This window comes from Brachybacterium horti (assembly GCF_054777615.1).
The window spans coordinates 12422-28206 of the sequence record NZ_BAAHAM010000007.1; the positions used below are offsets into that span (position 1 = coordinate 12422).

At 70.2% G+C, this 15785-nt stretch carries 19 protein-coding genes; all 19 read right to left on the minus strand.

Going from position 1 to position 15785, the window contains the following annotated elements:
- Window positions 1–49 precede the first annotated feature (49 nt).
- The 19 genes from ACYVAP_RS16460 to ACYVAP_RS16550 all read right to left on the minus strand — a co-directional run bounded on the left by ACYVAP_RS16460 (window position 50) and on the right by ACYVAP_RS16550 (window position 15700).
- Entirely contained in the window at window positions 50–1474 is a 1425-nt protein-coding gene (locus ACYVAP_RS16460; RefSeq protein WP_498861566.1) for a MinD/ParA family ATP-binding protein, read from the minus strand.
- Window positions 1471–1728, minus strand: a complete 258-nt coding sequence (locus tag ACYVAP_RS16465; RefSeq protein ID WP_498861567.1) for a hypothetical protein — start codon at window positions 1726–1728, stop codon at window positions 1471–1473. Before ACYVAP_RS16465 ends, ACYVAP_RS16460 begins: the two co-directional genes overlap by 4 nt.
- Before the next feature lie 10 nt (window positions 1729–1738).
- Window positions 1739–2062 carry a hypothetical protein gene (locus ACYVAP_RS16470; RefSeq protein WP_498861568.1) on the minus strand — a complete coding sequence of 108 codons (324 nt, stop codon included), beginning with the start codon at window positions 2060–2062 and terminating at the stop codon, window positions 1739–1741.
- A complete protein-coding gene (locus ACYVAP_RS16475; RefSeq protein ID WP_498861569.1) occupies window positions 2059–2676 on the minus strand; it encodes a ParA family partition ATPase in 618 nt (205 codons plus the stop codon). The genes ACYVAP_RS16470 and ACYVAP_RS16475 overlap by 4 nt, the downstream gene beginning before the upstream one ends.
- A gap of 76 nt (window positions 2677–2752) precedes the next feature.
- Window positions 2753–3184 carry a single stranded DNA-binding domain-containing protein gene (locus ACYVAP_RS16480; protein WP_498861570.1) on the minus strand — a complete coding sequence of 144 codons (432 nt, stop codon included), beginning with the start codon at window positions 3182–3184 and terminating at the stop codon, window positions 2753–2755.
- A gap of 146 nt (window positions 3185–3330) precedes the next feature.
- A complete protein-coding gene (locus ACYVAP_RS16485; RefSeq protein WP_498861571.1) occupies window positions 3331–3573 on the minus strand; it encodes a glutaredoxin family protein in 243 nt (80 codons plus the stop codon).
- A 44-nt stretch (window positions 3574–3617) separates the two neighbouring features.
- Window positions 3618–4004, minus strand: coding sequence for a hypothetical protein (locus tag ACYVAP_RS16490; RefSeq protein WP_343906179.1), 387 nt, complete (start codon window positions 4002–4004; stop codon window positions 3618–3620).
- Entirely contained in the window at window positions 4001–4198 is a 198-nt protein-coding gene (locus ACYVAP_RS16495; protein WP_343906181.1) for a type II toxin-antitoxin system HicA family toxin, read from the minus strand. The genes ACYVAP_RS16490 and ACYVAP_RS16495 overlap by 4 nt, the downstream gene beginning before the upstream one ends.
- Before the next feature lie 568 nt (window positions 4199–4766).
- Window positions 4767–5453, minus strand: coding sequence for a hypothetical protein (locus ACYVAP_RS16500; protein WP_343906183.1), 687 nt, complete (start codon window positions 5451–5453; stop codon window positions 4767–4769).
- 147 nt (window positions 5454–5600) lie between these two features.
- A complete protein-coding gene (locus ACYVAP_RS16505; protein ID WP_343906185.1) occupies window positions 5601–5822 on the minus strand; it encodes a hypothetical protein in 222 nt (73 codons plus the stop codon).
- Window positions 5823–5936: 114 nt separating this feature from the next.
- Window positions 5937–7235: a M15 family metallopeptidase gene (locus tag ACYVAP_RS16510; RefSeq protein ID WP_343906187.1), complete on the minus strand. Its 1299-nt coding sequence runs from the start codon at window positions 7233–7235 to the stop codon at window positions 5937–5939.
- A complete protein-coding gene (locus tag ACYVAP_RS16515; protein ID WP_343906189.1) occupies window positions 7232–7900 on the minus strand; it encodes a hypothetical protein in 669 nt (222 codons plus the stop codon). Before ACYVAP_RS16515 ends, ACYVAP_RS16510 begins: the two co-directional genes overlap by 4 nt.
- A gap of 9 nt (window positions 7901–7909) precedes the next feature.
- Window positions 7910–10150: a type IV secretion system protein gene (locus ACYVAP_RS16520; RefSeq protein ID WP_498861572.1), complete on the minus strand. Its 2241-nt coding sequence runs from the start codon at window positions 10148–10150 to the stop codon at window positions 7910–7912.
- Window positions 10147–10581, minus strand: coding sequence for a hypothetical protein (locus ACYVAP_RS16525; RefSeq protein ID WP_498861573.1), 435 nt, complete (start codon window positions 10579–10581; stop codon window positions 10147–10149). Before ACYVAP_RS16525 ends, ACYVAP_RS16520 begins: the two co-directional genes overlap by 4 nt.
- Complete coding sequence (locus ACYVAP_RS16530) at window positions 10578–13154, minus strand: ATP-binding protein (protein WP_498861574.1); 2577 nt, start codon at window positions 13152–13154, stop codon at window positions 10578–10580. Before ACYVAP_RS16530 ends, ACYVAP_RS16525 begins: the two co-directional genes overlap by 4 nt.
- Complete coding sequence (locus tag ACYVAP_RS16535; protein WP_498861575.1) at window positions 13151–13705, minus strand: hypothetical protein; 555 nt, start codon at window positions 13703–13705, stop codon at window positions 13151–13153. Before ACYVAP_RS16535 ends, ACYVAP_RS16530 begins: the two co-directional genes overlap by 4 nt.
- Before the next feature lies 1 nt (window position 13706).
- Window positions 13707–14033, minus strand: a complete 327-nt coding sequence (locus ACYVAP_RS16540) for a hypothetical protein (protein WP_498861576.1) — start codon at window positions 14031–14033, stop codon at window positions 13707–13709.
- Window positions 14034–14058: 25 nt separating this feature from the next.
- Complete coding sequence (locus ACYVAP_RS16545) at window positions 14059–15231, minus strand: conjugal transfer protein (protein ID WP_498861577.1); 1173 nt, start codon at window positions 15229–15231, stop codon at window positions 14059–14061.
- Between the two features lie 67 nt (window positions 15232–15298).
- Complete coding sequence (locus ACYVAP_RS16550; RefSeq protein WP_498861578.1) at window positions 15299–15700, minus strand: helix-turn-helix domain-containing protein; 402 nt, start codon at window positions 15698–15700, stop codon at window positions 15299–15301.
- Window positions 15701–15785: the final 85 nt, after the last annotated feature.

The following is a 15785-nucleotide window of genomic DNA, read 5'->3' on the forward strand; positions in this document are numbered from 1 at the left end:
GATTCCTCCGTGGTGGTCGTGGTGGTCGTGGTGGTCGTGGTGGTCGGGCCTACTGCTGTCCGTGGGTGTCCACGTGCTCGCGGAGGCTGCGGGCGATCGCGGCAGCCGCCTGCCGGTACGCGGTGCGCGTCGCCTCGCTCAGCGCCGTGGGGTCGATCCGTGCACCCTCCTTCAACGCGGGGTCGAACGGGATCGGGATCACGGCCGCCACCTGAGGCTGCAGCTCCGCGGCAATCTCCTGCGCGACGTGCAGGTATCCCGGGTCCGCGGACTCCGCGGGCTCGAGGTCGTGCAGCAGGACCACGGCCCGGCGCACCAGGTCCTCGTGTCCGGTGGCGATCAGGGAGCGCATCATCTTCTGCGCGACCGTGGCACTGTCGCGGCCGGCGGCCACGGGGATCACCAGCTGCTCGGTGTGCTCCAGCGCCTCGGTGAAGTGCGCCGCGCGGATGTTGTTGCCGGTGTCCAGCAGGATCAGCCGATAGAACCGCGACAGAATCTCGTGCACCGCGCGGAAGTTGTCGGCGCCCACGATGTCCTGGCGGGTGGGGTCCTCGTCGCTGGCCAGCAGATCAAAGTGCGAATCGCCCTGAGGGCGCACGTAGCTGTCCAGCGCCCCCAGGCGGATGCCCTCGACGCTGCCGAAGCTCGGCGCGGCCTGCTCGATGAGGTCCACGACCGTGGCGCTGTGCCGGTCCTGCATGCCTCGATCGGACAGGGTGCCCATGGTCTCGTTCGCGTCCCAGGCGACGACGGCACCGCCACGGACCGTACCCAGGGTGTGCCCGAGCATCCACGTGGAGGTGGTCTTGCGGCTGCCGCCCTTGGGGTTCGCGATCAGGATCGTGCGCGTGCCGAAGAAGTTCGTCTGGATGAGCATGCGCTCGGCGTGCTCGGCCTCGGCCGCCTCGCGGCGCCGCTGCTCCAGGCGCGTCTCCTGGGCGTGCTGCTCCTGCTCCTCAGCGCGGCGAGCACGGCGCTCCTCGCGCCGACGCTCCAGCTCCTGCTCCCCCGGCGCCAGACCCAGACCGAGCTTGTTCAGGGCCGCGCGCCACCCCTCGGTGGCGGGCTGCCGCTCCAGCTCCTCCAGGGCAGGATCAGCCGGCGCGGGCATCGGAGCGGGAGCCGGTGCCGGTGCCGGTGCAGCTGCTGCGGGAGGGGAAGGTGCAGCCGGAGGGCCGGGCTGCTCCCAGGACGGCGTGGTGATGACCGCCGGCTCAGCGGCAGGAGGGGTCTCGGCGGGAGCCGGCTCCACTCCCCCGTCCGGGGCGGCGATCAGTTCGTAGCTCCCGCTCGGCTCGGACACGGAGAACCGCACCGGCGTGCCGGTCTGCTGAGCGTGCTGCACCAGGTGCTCGCGAGCCTGCGTGCGGCTCGCGTTCAGGTCCGGTCCGTGAAGCGGGATCGCTGCTCCGTCGATCGTGACGGAGCCGCGGCCCGCACTGTCCAGGGTGATGCTCGCCGGCGTGCTCATGACAGGGACTCCACCCAGTGAGCGAACCGTCCAAGGGCCTCGGCGGGGTCGGTCACTTCCATTGCCTGGAGGTGCTTGGGGAGGTAGTAGCTCCGGGGTGCATCAGGGGCGCTGCGCCGGGTAATGACCAGCTCGTCCACCGCGAAGTCCCCCACGCGGTCACCCATGGACAGAGCGTTGACGGTGCTGATGTCGTCGGTGTTGATAGCGACCGGAGTCTTGGTCTCTAGATCGGTCAGGATGATGAACGGCACGGGGGTCTCCTTACTTGTTGTCCAGCTCGGTGGCCACGTCATCGGTGATCGTGGCGCGTAGATCGGGATCGGTCTCCAGGCGGGCGATCAGGGCGCGCACGACCACGGCATGCGGCACGCGGGCGGCGCCGAGCGCGTCGGCGGTCTCCGCGCAGTAGGCCGTGAGCGCCCGGTACAGCTGCGGCTGCACGGTGGTGGTCAGCCGCACCTCCTTGGCGCGCGGCGCGGCTGCCGCTCCCCCGCTCTCGGCGGCCGGTGCCGACTGTCGGGGGGTGCGTGTAGTCATCGCTCCGGCGCGGGCGCGCAGGTCGTCGTTCTTCTTACTCGGGCTCATGCCTGCACCTCCAGTGCCAGCACCTCGGCGGCCGCCGCCTCATAGGGGCCCAGCTCCCGGATCGGGGCTCCGAGCGCCTGCGCGTACGCCTCCCGGCGCGGGATCGTCGTGGCGAGCACGCGGTGCCCGCCCTCCTCGATCGCCTCGCGGTAGATGCCCGTGCTTGATGCGTTCGCGATGGTGCGGGTGAACAGCACCGCTGCCGCCGTGGGCACGTTGCGCAGTGCCTGCACCTCCTCGATCGCGGCCCACACATCGGGCAGTGCCTCCACCTCGTGGGACGTGGGAGCGCACGGCACCACCACCACGTCCGCGGCGCGCAGTGCGCTGTAGACGGTCCCGGCGTTCTCCAGCAGCGGCGGCGTGTCGATCACGACCACATCGGTGGTCGGACGGGCGATGCCCTGCACGCGGGTGTGCAGGTTCTTCACCGGGAGGGCCACGGTCGGGATGTCCCAGCCGGCGGCATCGCTCCAGCGGACGGTGGAGCCCTGCGGGTCGGAGTCGATGACCAGCACATCGCTGCCGCTCGCGGCGAAAGCGTGGGCCAGGTAGGCGGTTGTGGTGGTCTTGGAGGACCCACCCTTGAGGTTCACTACGGCGACGGTTCTCATGCGCTCATCCTAGTGCGTAGACGCGCAGCGGCGCGGATGCGCACTTGCGGACATGCGCCGCTGCGCGGTGGCGCGATCACTCGTTGAGGCCGCTCGCGTAGATGTCCGCGGGCTCGCTGTCCTGCTCGGCGGGCGCCTCGGGGGCGGGGGCGGCCTTCTCGCTCTTGACCACGGCCACATCCTGCCCGCGGAAGGACAGGGCGATGGAGTCCGCGCGCACCTCGTGCTGGTGGCGGCTGCCGGTGTCGGACTTCCACTCCGTCACGCGGTAGCGCCCGGCGAACGTGACGCGCACGTTCCCGTCTCGCTCTGCGGTCTCGACCAAGCGCCGGGCCTCGTCGCCGCTGACGGCCACCTCGTAGGCGATCGCGGGGCCGTCCACCCACTCGCCGCTCTTGTCCTTGTAGCGGTCGCTCACGATCACCTTGGCGAAGCAGTAAGGGCCGTTCTCGCCCTCTCGCAGCGTGGGGGCGGCGGCGAGATTCCCGGTGCGGCTGATGTAGCTCATGGCGCCTGTCCTTCGGTTGGTACGCCGTCCTCGGGGTGAGGCCGGTCACTGCCTACGCTAGTGCGCCGGTACGCCGATGCGCAAGTGCGTGGTGGCGCAGATGCGCACTTGCGCGGCAGGGTGCGGCGCGGGGGAGAACTTGGGGGTCAGGCTGCTGCGGCGGCCTTGAGGCGGTCGCGGTTGTAGCCGGACCAGTGGTGCTGGCCGGTGCCGTCCTCCACGACCACCACGGGGGCCTGGGTGTAGCCCAGATCCTCGGTGACGTACTCCAGGGCGGCGGGCTGCTCGGTGAGGTCCACGACGGTGAAGTCGGCTCCCACGGAGCGCAGGGTGCGCTGGGTGGCGTCGCACTGGACGCACTGCGGCTTGCTGTAGACGGTGATGCGCATGGGTCCTACCTCCTGCTGATGGGGGAGGGGCTGGCCCCTCCGGTTCAGGACGACACGAGCTGCTGCACGCGCTGGTAGCTGATGCCGAGCACTTCGGCGGCCTCGCGGCGGGTGACCTTGTACTCGGTGACGTAGTTCCGTACGGCCTCGGCACGCAGGCGGGCGGCTTCGTGGGTGAGCGCTGCGGCTTCCTCGCCCAGCCGCTCAGCCTTGCTCAGAGTGGCCACTGTGGCCTCGTCTGGCTGCGCGGTGATGGTGACCTCCACGTCGGAGGGGTCGACGTCCAGCCACATCCCGATCAGTTCGCGTGCCACGACGGGCGCCTTGGCCAGGCTCGCGACCTGGCCGAACACCCCCACTTCGGGAACCTCGATCATCCACCACTCCGCCGAGTCCTTGGTGACCACGGCCTCGTAGACCTTCGTGCTCATCGCTCCTCCTTCAGGATGTCCAGGATCTTCCGGTAGACGCCGGGGCTGATCGTGCGGTGCCCTGTCGGGACCGGGATCGAGCGCCCATCCGGGTGTCCCCACGTGGTGTGCGAGCCAGACGGGTTCTTGGTGATGGTGAACCCCGCCTTGCGGAGCATCTTCTCGACCTTGCGGGTGTCCTGTGCAGCAACCATACGGCTAGTCTAGTGCGCCCTGCACACTCATGTCAAGGGGAGACTAGACAAAAGGTGTGGGTTCTGCTGGAAATCCTCGACCTCTGCTGTCCTCGGCCGCCGGCGGAGCCGGCCCTGCCCTTCTCGCCCTTCCTAACCCGGTAGCGCTCTCGGATCATGGCTGTGGACTCAGCGGACCGCCCGTGACCCTGCTGGATCGTGCGGTGATGCTGGTACGTGCCCCAGGCTCGTCGGGGACGCCTGCCAATGCTCCCTCCCTGTCCTTCGAGGGCAAGGGCGCTTGCGCCCGCGGCAGTTGCCCGAGGATCACCGAGGTGTCCTCGGGCATGGAGTAGCCGGCGTCTCGCACTCAAAGGGTGCGAAACGCCGGCTGGGTGCGGGTGTCAGCGACTGAGCGAGTCGGTCTGCTGCCCCTCATGGCTGGCGGGGGAGGGGGTGACGCCTCGTCGGGACGCCCACTTGACCAGCAGTAGTGCGCCAATGACTACTGCAGCAATGGGCGCTCCTGCCAGAAGGAGGATGGGCGCCGCCTCTGCGATAGTGGGGATCAAGAGGCGCGGAGCCTCAGTCAGTTGGTCCATGCCTTCGCTCCCTTGACGAACAGCTGCGCGTATCCGGTCGTGGCGAACGGGCCAGCCGCGATCCGAACACGCATGGATGCCTTCGCCGGCCCGTTGAGGTCGGCAGTCTTCTTGACGATGCCGGTGGTCTCGATCGTGCAGCCCAGGCCGACACAGCCCCAGTTGTACGCGCTCGAAATGTAGCTGTTCCCTCCGTTGACCAGAGTGTAGCTCGCTCGGAACTGCGCGGTGTGGGTGATCACTTCGATCTTGATCAGGCAGTTCGACAGGTGGGACCCGCCCGAGAACGTCGAGGTCTTGCACTGGGTAATGCTCTGCGGGGAGATGCCGCCGGCGGATGACTTCGGGTTCTCCACCGAAGATCGGGCCCGGGAACCGTCCTCGTAGACGCGAATTTCGCTCTCGAACTTCGCCGTGTCGTCCTGGATCGTGGAAACGGGGACCGCGGCAGGATCGAGAGCATCGACTGTCTCTCCCGACTCCAGCTTGTCAATGAGCGCTTCCTGTGTCTGGGCGTCGATCCCGAGATCGTCCATGTTCGCGTGAAGCTCCCCGAGCTGTTCAGCGTTGAACGACGACGGGGTGGTCTCCGCGGTTGCGGGGACCGCGAGACTGAGGGCCGAGAGCGCTGCGACCGCAGCGATGGTGGCGAGCTTGCGTGTACGAACGAGCATGTGGTGACTCCATCAACTCTGAGGGATGTGAAGGACCCGCAGAGAGAGGCGCGCTTCCCCAAGCGACGCGAGCCAACCCCCTACTGGCTGGTCACGAACCTATCAGAGATGTAATGCGGATCACTACAAAGTGCAAAAGTTGCTGGTCTAGCGACCATAGGTGTGCAGTACCGCGTACTCGATGATCTCCACGATGTCCGCGCCGGTCTCCTCGTGCACGCTGTCCACGAGGTCCCGCACGCTCTCCTGGGTGCGCAGGTAGAGCCGGCTGTGGCGGCGCAGCCGCTGGGAGGACAGGGCCGCGAGGCCGGCGCGGGCGTCCTCGGACAGCACCGTGCTGGGGGCGTCGCTCTGGTCCTCGTCGGCCACGGGGGCGCTCCTTGTCGTGGGGTGATCGGGCTGGTGGGGAAGTCTATCGGTGCTGTCTGACGGGACTCGGGAGGCTGCCGCGGGCGCAAGCGCCCTTGCCTTCGGGGGAGGGGGTCAGTAGGCGATCAGGCTGGTGTCGATGTCCTTGTACTCCGAAGCGACCAGCCATGTCCCGTACTCGTAGTGCCAGTCCTCGGGCTTGCGCCCATCGGTGCGGGCCCAGGTCGGGTGCCACCAGCCGTAGCTGGGGCCGTTCTGCTGAATCCAGCGCTTCTCGTCGTAGGTGCCGCGGATGTCGATCGCCAGGCCGAACCCGTGGTTGCTCCAGCCGGGGGTGGCGGCCAGGTAGCCGCGGGTCACCTTGGTCTCCTGCTGCTTGGCGAACGTGCGGTACGTCGAGCTGATCTGGAGGTCGTGGCCGAACTGCTTCTTGAAGTCCTTGTTCATGGCGACATAGGCGGCGACGGCGCGCGGCTGCCCGCGGCCGTCCGCGTCCAGGGCTCCGGGGTAGCTGCACAGGGCACTGTCGGGCACGTCGCCGTTGAGCGTGTTCGGGCCGTACTCGCTGAACTGCGGGGTCTGGTCCGTGCAGCCGGCGGGCATGGGGTAGTGGGGCAGCTGGTCCATGGTCGTCGCGTTCAGGGCCTCGCCGCTGCCGCCGCCGGTGCAGTCGGCGGCGGTGGCGCCGCCGGCGTCGGAGGACTCGCTGACGCTGGCGCCGGCCAGGTGGTCCATGATCGCCTGGGCGTCGCTGACGTGCTCCATGTAGGCGCTGGGGTAGTCGCTGATCTGCACGGCCTGTGCAGCCTCGCCGGGGTCCATGGACTCCCAGCCCTTGAGGTCCACCAGCCCGGGGATGTGGTAGCCGGCGGGGCCGGCGCTGCCGGGGCCGGCGTAGTCGATGTCCACGCCCTGGATGAACGCTGTAGTCGCGTACTGAACGTCCTGCACCTGCTCGAGCGTGCCGTACCAGCCCGGGAGGGTGCGCTGCTGGAAGGGGCCGGCGTCGTTGCCGTTCCCGGTCGGCTGCGTGTTCACGCCCAGCGTGGACTCCTGCATGACGGTGATTAGGGCGATGAGCTGCCCCTGGCGGCCCACGCCCAGCTTGCCGGCGGTGTCCAGGACGATCGCGGCGGTGTCCAGCTGCTCGGCGGTGTAGCCCTGGAAGTCCTTGCCGTCGGTGCCCTCGACGTGCACGCCGGCGCCGCCGGGGGAGCACAGGTCGGCGGTGCTGGAGCTGGTGGCGACGGTGCCGAACATGGCCAGGGCGCCGGCGCCCAGGCAGACCAGCAGCACCAGCAGCGCCGCCAGGGCGGCGGCGAGGATGACTTTCCAGGAGAGGATCGCGCCGGCGCCGCGGATCGCAGCGCCGGCGACCAGGGAGCCGGCGGTGCTGCGGCGCTCGTCGTTCACTCGCCGCCCCCGGATGCCAGGCACTCCAGGCCCGTGAGCGTCCAGCGGGCGGTGCCCTCGTCCCAGGTGGCCTGGGCGCGGACGGTGAGCGGGGTCTGGGCGTTGTTCTTGTCGGTGACCGTGACGGTGAGGTCCCCGCTCCAGGTGGTGCCGCTCTGGGCGGGCTCACCTTCGGGGCGGATGCCGTCAACGCGCAGCGGGGCTGCCTCGGCGGGGAGGCAGGTCAGCATCGGCATGCGGCGGGCGGTGTCGGGGGCGATCTGGTCGGCCAGCTCCTCGCTCCAGGAGGTGTCCTTGGGGTTCTCCCTCGTGGCCCAGCGGGTCACGATCGCCTCCACGCTCGCGTCACCGGGGGGAGGGGTCGCGACGGCCGGCGCGGAGGACTCGTCCTCCGTCGCCGGCGCGCTCGCGTCCTGCTCGCTCGGGGCGGCGGCGCTGGGGGTCGCCACCTCCACACGGGGCTGCTCCACCTCGCGGGGGTTGCGCAGCGTGAAGTAGGCCGCTGCGAGCATGACGACGATCGCGAGCACGAGCACGAGCAGCTGCCCGCCCCGCCGGCGCCGGCGGGGCGTCTGCGGGGCGGGGCTGCGCCGGGGGCGCCGGCCGGGGGTGTCCTCCGGGGTGTCCTGCGTCCACTGCTCGTCCAGGAAGTCGTGCGGGCTCACGGGGTCACCTCACTGGTAGCTCGGGGCCCGGAAGCGGGGCCGGGGGCTCGTGGCGTGCGCAGCGCCGCGGTCGCTCGGGACCGGGCGGCTGCGCGGGGCCGGCGGCTCCGTGGACTGCGCCGTGCTCATGTACTCGGTGCGGCGCGGCATGTGCGGAGCGTGCAGCCGGGGTGCGTCGGGCAGGTCCGGGCGCGTGTAGCGCACCCTCGCCTGCGTCCGGCGTCGCGCCCGGTACGGGGTGGACGGCTCGGCCGGCGCCGGCGCGCTGCTCTCGGGGGAGAGCACCTCGCCGGAGAGCACCTGCTGCGCCCGGCGCGGGTTCACGTCGGCAGCGGGGGAGGTCCGCACGGTCTTGCCGGCGGGCCGCGGCGTCGCCGCCGCCTGGCCGGCCGGGGCCGTGGTCGCCGGGCTGCCGGTGCTGGCGGTCCGCGTGCTGCTGGTCTCGCGCGGGCTGCTGGTGCCGGCGGCGAGCTGGTGCCGGGTCGCGCCGGCGGGCAGCTCGTGCTGCGGGGCGGTGCCCGTGCTCTGGGGCGCCGCGGTCCGCTGCGACTCCAGGGCCGGCGTGGCGCGCAGGTGCAGCTGCCCGCTGCGGGAGCGCTCGTCGCGCACGGGTGCAGCCTCCAGCTTGGGGCGCGCGGCCGGCAGTGCTCGGGGCTGCCGCGCCGGCGGCAGCGCCGGCGGTGCGCCCCGGCCCGCGGGCAGCGCCGGCGGGGTGGGGCCCTCGCCGCCGCCGGAGTCCGCGGGCGGCTCCGGGGGAGCGGAGTCGCGCGAGCGGGTCCGGGGGCTGGGCTTGGGTCCGCGGCGTCCGCCCAGGTTCGGCAGGCGCATCATGCTCAGCGCCTTGCGGGCCAGGAGGTACTTCCCGATCCCGCTGCCGCCGTCGCTGCCCACCTGGAAGATCGCCTCCAGGCGGCCGCGCAGCGCGACGCCGGCGACCAGGGCGGTCATGGTCAGCAGCGCACTGAGCATCCATCCCATCTGGGCGGTGGCGGCGAACAGGATCGCGATCAGGGACAGCACTGCGGAGAAGATCGTGAACGCGATCAGCGACATGAGCAGCTGCACCACCACCTGCTTGGCCCAATTGATCACCCAGCGGCGGGGAGCGCCTGGGACGCAGCCCATGGCGAGGAACAGCGGGCCGACGATCAGCAGCAGGTACGTCATGACCAGCGCGTAGGTCGCTGTGAGCGCGGCGAACAGCACGAACAGCGTGAACACCACGGCGACGACCAGACCGATCAGCAGGATGACAACGCGCGCGATCGCGTAGTTGGTGTCCATGCCACCCAGCCAGGTCTCCGTGCTCGACCCCTTCTGGGCGGTCTTGACGGCCTCTGTGGCTTCCTTGCGGTCGTCGCCGGTGGTGGTGACGATGCTGGTTCCGTACTGCTCGCAGGCTTCGATGCTGCCGAACTCGGCCAGGCACCAGGGGGTGACGATCAGGGTGCGCCACATGGCGTCGATGTTCTTGCGGGCGGCGATATCGGCGGGGCTGCCCTCCAGCTCGTCGTCCTCGGGGCTCGCGTAGACGATCGGCGTCTCCCCGTTGACGGTGGCGCCCTGGGACATCGTGGCCACGCTGTCCGCTCCGACGACGCGCACGTTCTCCACGCTGCTCACGAGCAGCGGGGCGTGCATGGTGGTGAGGATCAGCGCGGTGCCGGCGACGACCAGCCACAGCAGGTTCCCCACCATGCCCTCGCCGCCCTTGTTGCGGGTGGTGTAGGCGACGATCCCGCCGAGCACGAGCATGCTGGGGAACAGCCAACCTAGGGTGCCCTCGGCGCTGGCGCCCATCACGTTGCCCACGGCGGTGGCCATGCCGTCGATGGTGGTCATGGAGAACAGCCAGCCGGTGACGCTGGCGATGGTCGCGCCGAACACGACCAGCAGGTACATCAGTCCGTTGGCAAGGGCGCCCAGGGCGCCCAGGAGAGGATCGTTCCAGTTGGCCTCGCTGTGGATGCCGTAGTTCTCGACCCAGATGTACTTCTCCCAGAACAGGCGCTCTCCGTCGCCGGACAGGTCCGGGATGAAGAACAGGCCGCCGGGGCCGGTGACGTTGATCGGGTCGTCGGCGTAGGCGACGGGGCCGGTCCAGATGACCCAGCCGATGACCAGCAGCCACCACACGCGCACCGCCCAGGTGCGGTTGGGGCGGGGCAGCGCGGTGGCCAGGTCCTGGCGGGTGGGGATCGCGGCGTGCAGCCGGCGCAGCGCGCCGGCTGGGCGGGGGAGGGCGCTCATTCTGACCATCCCAGCTCCATGACCACGGTGTCCCGGTTCTTGGGCTGACCGCTCATGTCCTCCCACTCGGTGACTTTCCCGTCCTCCTTCACCTCGACCACGTAGCTGTCGGGGTCGGCCTTCGCGGTGCTGATGTAGGTAACGATCACGGCTGTGCTGCCCGTTTCCTCGTTCTCGAAGGTGCCGTCTGCCTTGGGCTCCTCCTCGAACTCGAGCCCGGGCCGCGTCGTGCAGTCTCCGATCTTGTGGTCGGCCAGCTCGCAAGCGGCGGCCGCATCGCCGGACTGATAGGCGGTGATGAACTTGACGGCGGTGTCCTCGGGGCCGCTGGTGGTCTCGCCCCCGCCTCCGCCGGCGCCGCCGGTGCAGGCGGCCAGTGCGGCGGTCAGGGTGAGTGCGGCCAGGGTCGGGGTCAGGGCCTTGCGGATCATGCTGCTGCCTCCTCGTCGGGGTCGGGCGTGTCCGCGGGGGGCGCGTCCGGGGTCGTCACTCCGCTGCGGTTCTCGGGAGCTGTGGTGTCCAGCAGCTCCAGGATGTGCGGGCTGGGCAGCTGCCACTGGACCTGTGCCGCCTGCCCGGTGTTGTCGCGCATGATGCAGTGACCCTTGCGGACAACGCCCTTCTTCGCGCCACGGGCCAGGCTGCCGATCGCCGCGTAGGTCGCTGGCGTCTCGGGCAGGTTCAGCACCTCGGCACCCGCATGCTGCTGGCGCTTGGACTGGAGGTGGAAGCAGTACACGGTGTTCAGCTGCTCCACCAGGCCCTCGTGGGAGGCCACGCCCACCACGTCCTGGGAGTCCAGGATCAGGTGCGTGCGGTTCGCGGAGCCGATACGGGCGGTGGTGTCCAGGAAGCTCGCGCCGTCCGCGATCTTCAAGAGGTTGTGCACCTCGGGGATCATGATCGTCTTGGGCATCGGCCGCATGGACTGAGCTCCGGTGATCGCCACCACGGTGGTGATCACGGAGCGCATCAGCGCCATGGACAGCCGCTCGGTCTGGTCCCAATCGCGCTGGGACTTCTCCATGCCCGGCAGGGTCAGGCCCGGCATCTGCACCAGCCACAGACCCGGATCGGTAGGAAGGCCCAGACTCGCCTCACGGGGGCCGGCCACGGGCCGGCCCAGCGTCGTGTTCGCCAGGTTGGTCAGGGACTGGCCCAGGCGAGCCCAGCGCTCGTCATGGTGGTTGTCGGCCTGGAGCAGCCACTGGATCGACGCCCAGGTGCTCGGCTCGTCCATCGCGTCGGCCACGGCGGTGGTCGCCGCCAGGGTCGCGTCCTCGGCGATGTCGGCGTAGTTGGGCGGGGCGAGCAGCTGGAGCAGCCGCGCGGCGGCCTCCTTGGCGCTGTCGCGGTCGGTGAGGGACCCGAACAGGTCCAGGGCGCCGGAGGCTGCCTCGTCGATGACGGTGCGGCTGTGGGGCAGCTGGTACTCCTCGGCCACGTTGACCACCCCGGTCATGTCGCCCTTGAAGTCCAAGATGACGCCCCAGCCGCCCATGAACGCCTGCTCCAGCATCATCTGGAGGCCGGCCACGGACTTGCCTCGCCCGGACAGGCCGAACAGCGCGACGGTGGTGGCGTCGCGCTCGCGGCTGGAGCGGGTCACGTCGAACCGGGTGAATCCGGGGGTGCTGCCGGTGAGCCAGTGCTGGATGGGGCCCTCATCGGGGCCCACGGCGGAGCCGCCCCAGAACAGGCTGCCGAACAGCAGTTCGGCATCGGCCACGTGGCGGAGGTCCTTCACGCGCACGTGATCGCCGGGCAGCGTCTCCAGCCAGAGGTCCTTCTGGTCGTCGGCGCCGTCGCCCAGCATGATGCCCATCTCGCTGTAGAACGTCGTCACGGAGTCGATCTTGGCGTTGAGCTCGTCGCGGGTGGAGCCGCTGACGATGAACCGGGGATGCATCGTCACCAGGCGCACGCCCTGCGACTTCTTGAGAGCCGCCTCGATGCCGCTGAACATCGCTTCGGCCTCCAGGATGTCCTCGGCCGGCTCGCCGGCGGCGGACTTCGCCGCGGACAGGCGCTGCTCCTTCGCGCTCTTGCGGCCCTCGGAGACCTGGTGACGGGCCTCGCGGGTGGGCATGATCGTGAACCGCACGGAGGCCTCCACGCCGGCGTCCACCTCATCGAACAGCGGTTCTCCGGTCTCGTCCTCCCCGATTTCCTCCAGAATCTTGACGTTGGACAGCTCGCGCAGCCACTCGGCGCCGGGCAGCGGCAGCTCCTCGGGGAACTCCAGGACGGGGAGAACCGCCCCGTAAGCGGCCACGCTGCCGTCCGCGGCGTAGAACTTGAGGTGGTCCGTCATCGGGACCACGCGGCCGGCGCTGAGCGCGGCCAGCGGCGCGCCGGCGATCACGCCGGCCCGGTCGGGAGCGCCGGGGACTTCGCGCTTCCCCTCGCGGCCCACCTCCCAGGCGATCAGCTCTGCCGGCGCCAGCTTCACGCTGAATCGCGCGGTGTTCAGGCGGGTGGCGACACGCTGCGCCTGGCCCAGCCGGTAGGCCAGCTCCCGCTCCGACAGCCCGTAGGTGGTCAGGCCGAAAGCATCGGTGGCGGCGTCGGTGACGGCCTGCGTCGCCTCGTCCCGGGGGTTGGCCTGGGAGATGTGCAGCAGCACGTAGCGGCTGGGCATGGCCAGGCGGTCGATGTCCTCGGCACGGTCCGCGACCCAGCGGCGCCAGTCGCCGGTGGTGTACGGGCCGTTCTGCATCATCTCCTCGGCGTAGCTGTCGCCGGTGATGCGGCCCCACATGACGCGCAGCTGGCACTGCGCTCCCTGGAGCGCGGAACCGGCGGTGAGGGCCACGGACTCGATGTGCTCCAGCACGTCATCCATGGAGAGCATGTCCGTGGTGGCCGTGTCGATTTCCAGCACGGTCTCGGTGTGGGTGGAGGTGACCAGCAGCCCGTCCGCGATCGCGCGGTAGCGCGGGGGAGGGGTGCGCCGCTCGCGGTCCACACCCAGCACGCTGAGGAGTCGATCGGTGATCTTCATGCGTTCTTCCCCTTCTTGCTGCGGCGCTGGAGGGTCTGCGCCACGTGCTCGTTGCCCAGGAGACGGGCCTTCATCTGGAGACGGACGGGCCGGCCGACTTCGGTCAGGGGCGCGTCATCGTTCTGGGGTCGCTCCCAGGCGGGCCGGCGGCTCCATGGGAAGTCCTCGCGTCGCTGGTTCCAGGGAGTCAGCTCGGCGCGGCTGGGCCGGCGCCGGCCCAGGTTGATGATCGGAAGGTGCCCGCGCAGCACGAATGCGGCAGCGAGCACCCAGGTGGTGAAGCGGAAGCGGCGCGGGTTGCCCGCCGCCTTCTGCGAGCCGAACCAGGTGATCAGGGCCGGCGGAAGGATGAACAGGGTGGCCGTGAACTTCGAGGGCCCGTCGAGGAGGACCCACAGCAACGCGATCCACACAGCGAACACGGCAATGCCGAAGATCAGCGGCTTGCGCGGCGGTCCTTCGCCCAGGTCGATGCCCAGGAGCGTGTGCTGGCGGGTCTCCAGCGCGAAAGCGCCGGTGTAGTTGTGTGCGGTCCTCCTCGATTCGGCCATGTCAGATCAGCCCGCTCGAGAGCAGCGCGAGCGCCTGCGGGGCACTGTCGGCGGCAGAGAGGACGGCACCGTGCGCCCCGTCCAGCAGCTGCCCGGCAGCCTGGGCTTCGCCGCCGGTGACCTTGTTGGCTGCCCACTTCAAGAAGCCGATGAAGGTATCCGTGCTGTAGACGATCCAGGCGATGAACACCGCCACCAGGAAGTTGGTCAGCAGCTCGCCCCACTCGCGCTTGGCGTAGTGCGAGAACATCCGCACCACCAGCACGACGATGAACAGGTTGCCGACGACGATGATGACCCAGTCTTTGAGGTCTGCTCCGGTGAACATGGTGGGTTCCTTTCAGGGGGAGGGGTTACTGATCGGTCGTGCCGCCGCCGGATATGGCACTGATCTGCCAGCCGCCGGTCGTGTCAGCGCTCACGCTGGAGAGCGTGAGCGTGTAGGTCTGCGTGAGCTCGATGCCGCTGGGGAGGGTCCAGCGGACCGTCGCCAGGGCGGAGCGGGTCTCGCCGCCGCCGTCGTAGACGGTCCAGCCCGTGAGGTCATCGAAGGTGGCGCCGCCGGCCAGGCCGGCGATGGTCGCCCCGGGAGCGACGGAGGCGGTCACGGTCTCGTCCGCCCCGTAGGAGGTGAAGAACGATTCCGCGGCGCCCTGGGTCGCGGTGCCGACAGTGGTGTCCTGCTGCGCGTTGGCCGCCGGCGGGGTGGCGACGGGGCCGGGAGTCGTGGCGACCAGGGCGGGGCGACCGACGACGCTCACGGCGCCGGTCTCGTCGGCCAGCAGCTGCACCTCGGCGGCCACGGGCCGCGGGTCGCCGGCGGCGGTCCACTTGCCGTCCTTGCCGGTGTAGTCGGTCAGGTGGCCGGTGACCAGTGCGCGGGCGTGCGTGCCGTCGATCTGGGACACGCGGACCACGGCCACATTGCTCACCGACTGCTTGCCCGGGACGTTCGCGCTGCTGAGGCTGCCCTCGCTGCTGCCGCTGGAGGAGTCCAGCGCCAGGCTGCGCTCCCGGGCTGCCAGCGCCTCGTCGGCCGGGTCAATGTTCAGGTACGCGGTGACCTGGCGAGCGGCGACCTCGGAGCCGGCGGCCGCGGGGAACGCCTCGGCCTGGACTTCCTGCACCGTGGTGGTGGATTTCGTGGGGAAGATCAGCTGCCGCAGCCCGACCACGCAGATGAACAGCAGCGCCACGAGCAGCACCACGCGCAGCACCTTGGCCAGAGCGGAGCTGAACGTGCGCTCGTTCTCCACGGCCCAGCTACCGGCAGAGGAAGCGGGCTCGCTGCCGCTCGCAATGCTGGCTTCGGACGGCGACGCCGCGGCAGCCGGCGCTGGCGCGGCGGGCTGCTGGGTCCAGGCGTCCAGCGTGTCCTGCGTGGAGTCGGCCTCGCGCTGCGCCGCGGCCTGCTTGCGGGCGCGCTTCTCGGAGTGCGACAGCGGCACACCCGGGGGCATGAGGAGGACGTGCGTGCGGAACCACACCCACCAGGCGGGCCCGTACTTCTGCGGGGGCTGACTCATGCACCCATCCTGTCAGCATGCTGATCAGCATGCAACCCTGCATGCAGGTTCTTTTGGTCGGTCACCATCACTGCTCCCCCTGCGTGTCCAGCTCCAACGCTTCCCACGTGCGGGCCGTCTGCACGCTCACCCCGAGCGAGGCAGCAACATCGGCCTGCGAGAGCCCATCCTCACGCATGGCAGTGACGAGCATGTGCGCCGCCCTGCGCCACTCCTCGCGGTGGCGGGCAGCCTCGGCGCGGTGCTCCTGGACCTGGGCCCACTGAGCGCGCCACTGCTCGGGCATCTCGACGTGAACGCGGATGTCGTAGTCGCTCGCGCTGCCACCGGCGTGCAGGGCGGCAAGCTCGGCCGCCATGGCGGCCGCGTGGCTGGGACTGCGCACCAGTGTGGTGCCCTCGATCCCCTCCACGGAGACCACCCACACGCTGCCGGTGGTGGTGACGTTCGCTGTCATCTGCTGGGTCATTTCTGCTCCTCGGTGTCATGGTCGAACAGGGAAAAGTCATCGTCGTGGCCCCAGGGGTCCACGTCATCGGTGGTCGGACCGGCGG

Coding starts and splice junctions, on each gene's coding strand:
- ACYVAP_RS16495 (WP_343906181.1), bottom strand. CDS start 4,198: ATGGTTGCTGCACAGGACACCCGCAAGGTCGAGAAGATGCTCCGCAAG.
- ACYVAP_RS16525 (WP_498861573.1), bottom strand. CDS start 10,581: ATGATCCGCAAGGCCCTGACCCCGACCCTGGCCGCACTCACCCTGACC.
- ACYVAP_RS16470 (WP_498861568.1), bottom strand. CDS start 2,062: ATGAGCCCGAGTAAGAAGAACGACGACCTGCGCGCCCGCGCCGGAGCG.
- ACYVAP_RS16535 (WP_498861575.1), bottom strand. CDS start 13,705: ATGGCCGAATCGAGGAGGACCGCACACAACTACACCGGCGCTTTCGCG.
- ACYVAP_RS16475 (WP_498861569.1), bottom strand. CDS start 2,676: ATGAGAACCGTCGCCGTAGTGAACCTCAAGGGTGGGTCCTCCAAGACC.
- ACYVAP_RS16545 (WP_498861577.1), bottom strand. CDS start 15,231: ATGAGTCAGCCCCCGCAGAAGTACGGGCCCGCCTGGTGGGTGTGGTTC.
- ACYVAP_RS16500 (WP_343906183.1), bottom strand. CDS start 5,453: ATGCTCGTTCGTACACGCAAGCTCGCCACCATCGCTGCGGTCGCAGCG.
- ACYVAP_RS16480 (WP_498861570.1), bottom strand. CDS start 3,184: ATGAGCTACATCAGCCGCACCGGGAATCTCGCCGCCGCCCCCACGCTG.
- ACYVAP_RS16550 (WP_498861578.1), bottom strand. CDS start 15,700: ATGACCCAGCAGATGACAGCGAACGTCACCACCACCGGCAGCGTGTGG.
- ACYVAP_RS16540 (WP_498861576.1), bottom strand. CDS start 14,033: ATGTTCACCGGAGCAGACCTCAAAGACTGGGTCATCATCGTCGTCGGC.
- ACYVAP_RS16530 (WP_498861574.1), bottom strand. CDS start 13,154: ATGAAGATCACCGATCGACTCCTCAGCGTGCTGGGTGTGGACCGCGAG.
- ACYVAP_RS16490 (WP_343906179.1), bottom strand. CDS start 4,004: ATGAGCACGAAGGTCTACGAGGCCGTGGTCACCAAGGACTCGGCGGAG.
- ACYVAP_RS16520 (WP_498861572.1), bottom strand. CDS start 10,150: ATGAGCGCCCTCCCCCGCCCAGCCGGCGCGCTGCGCCGGCTGCACGCC.
- ACYVAP_RS16485 (WP_498861571.1), bottom strand. CDS start 3,573: ATGCGCATCACCGTCTACAGCAAGCCGCAGTGCGTCCAGTGCGACGCC.
- ACYVAP_RS16460 (WP_498861566.1), bottom strand. CDS start 1,474: ATGAGCACGCCGGCGAGCATCACCCTGGACAGTGCGGGCCGCGGCTCC.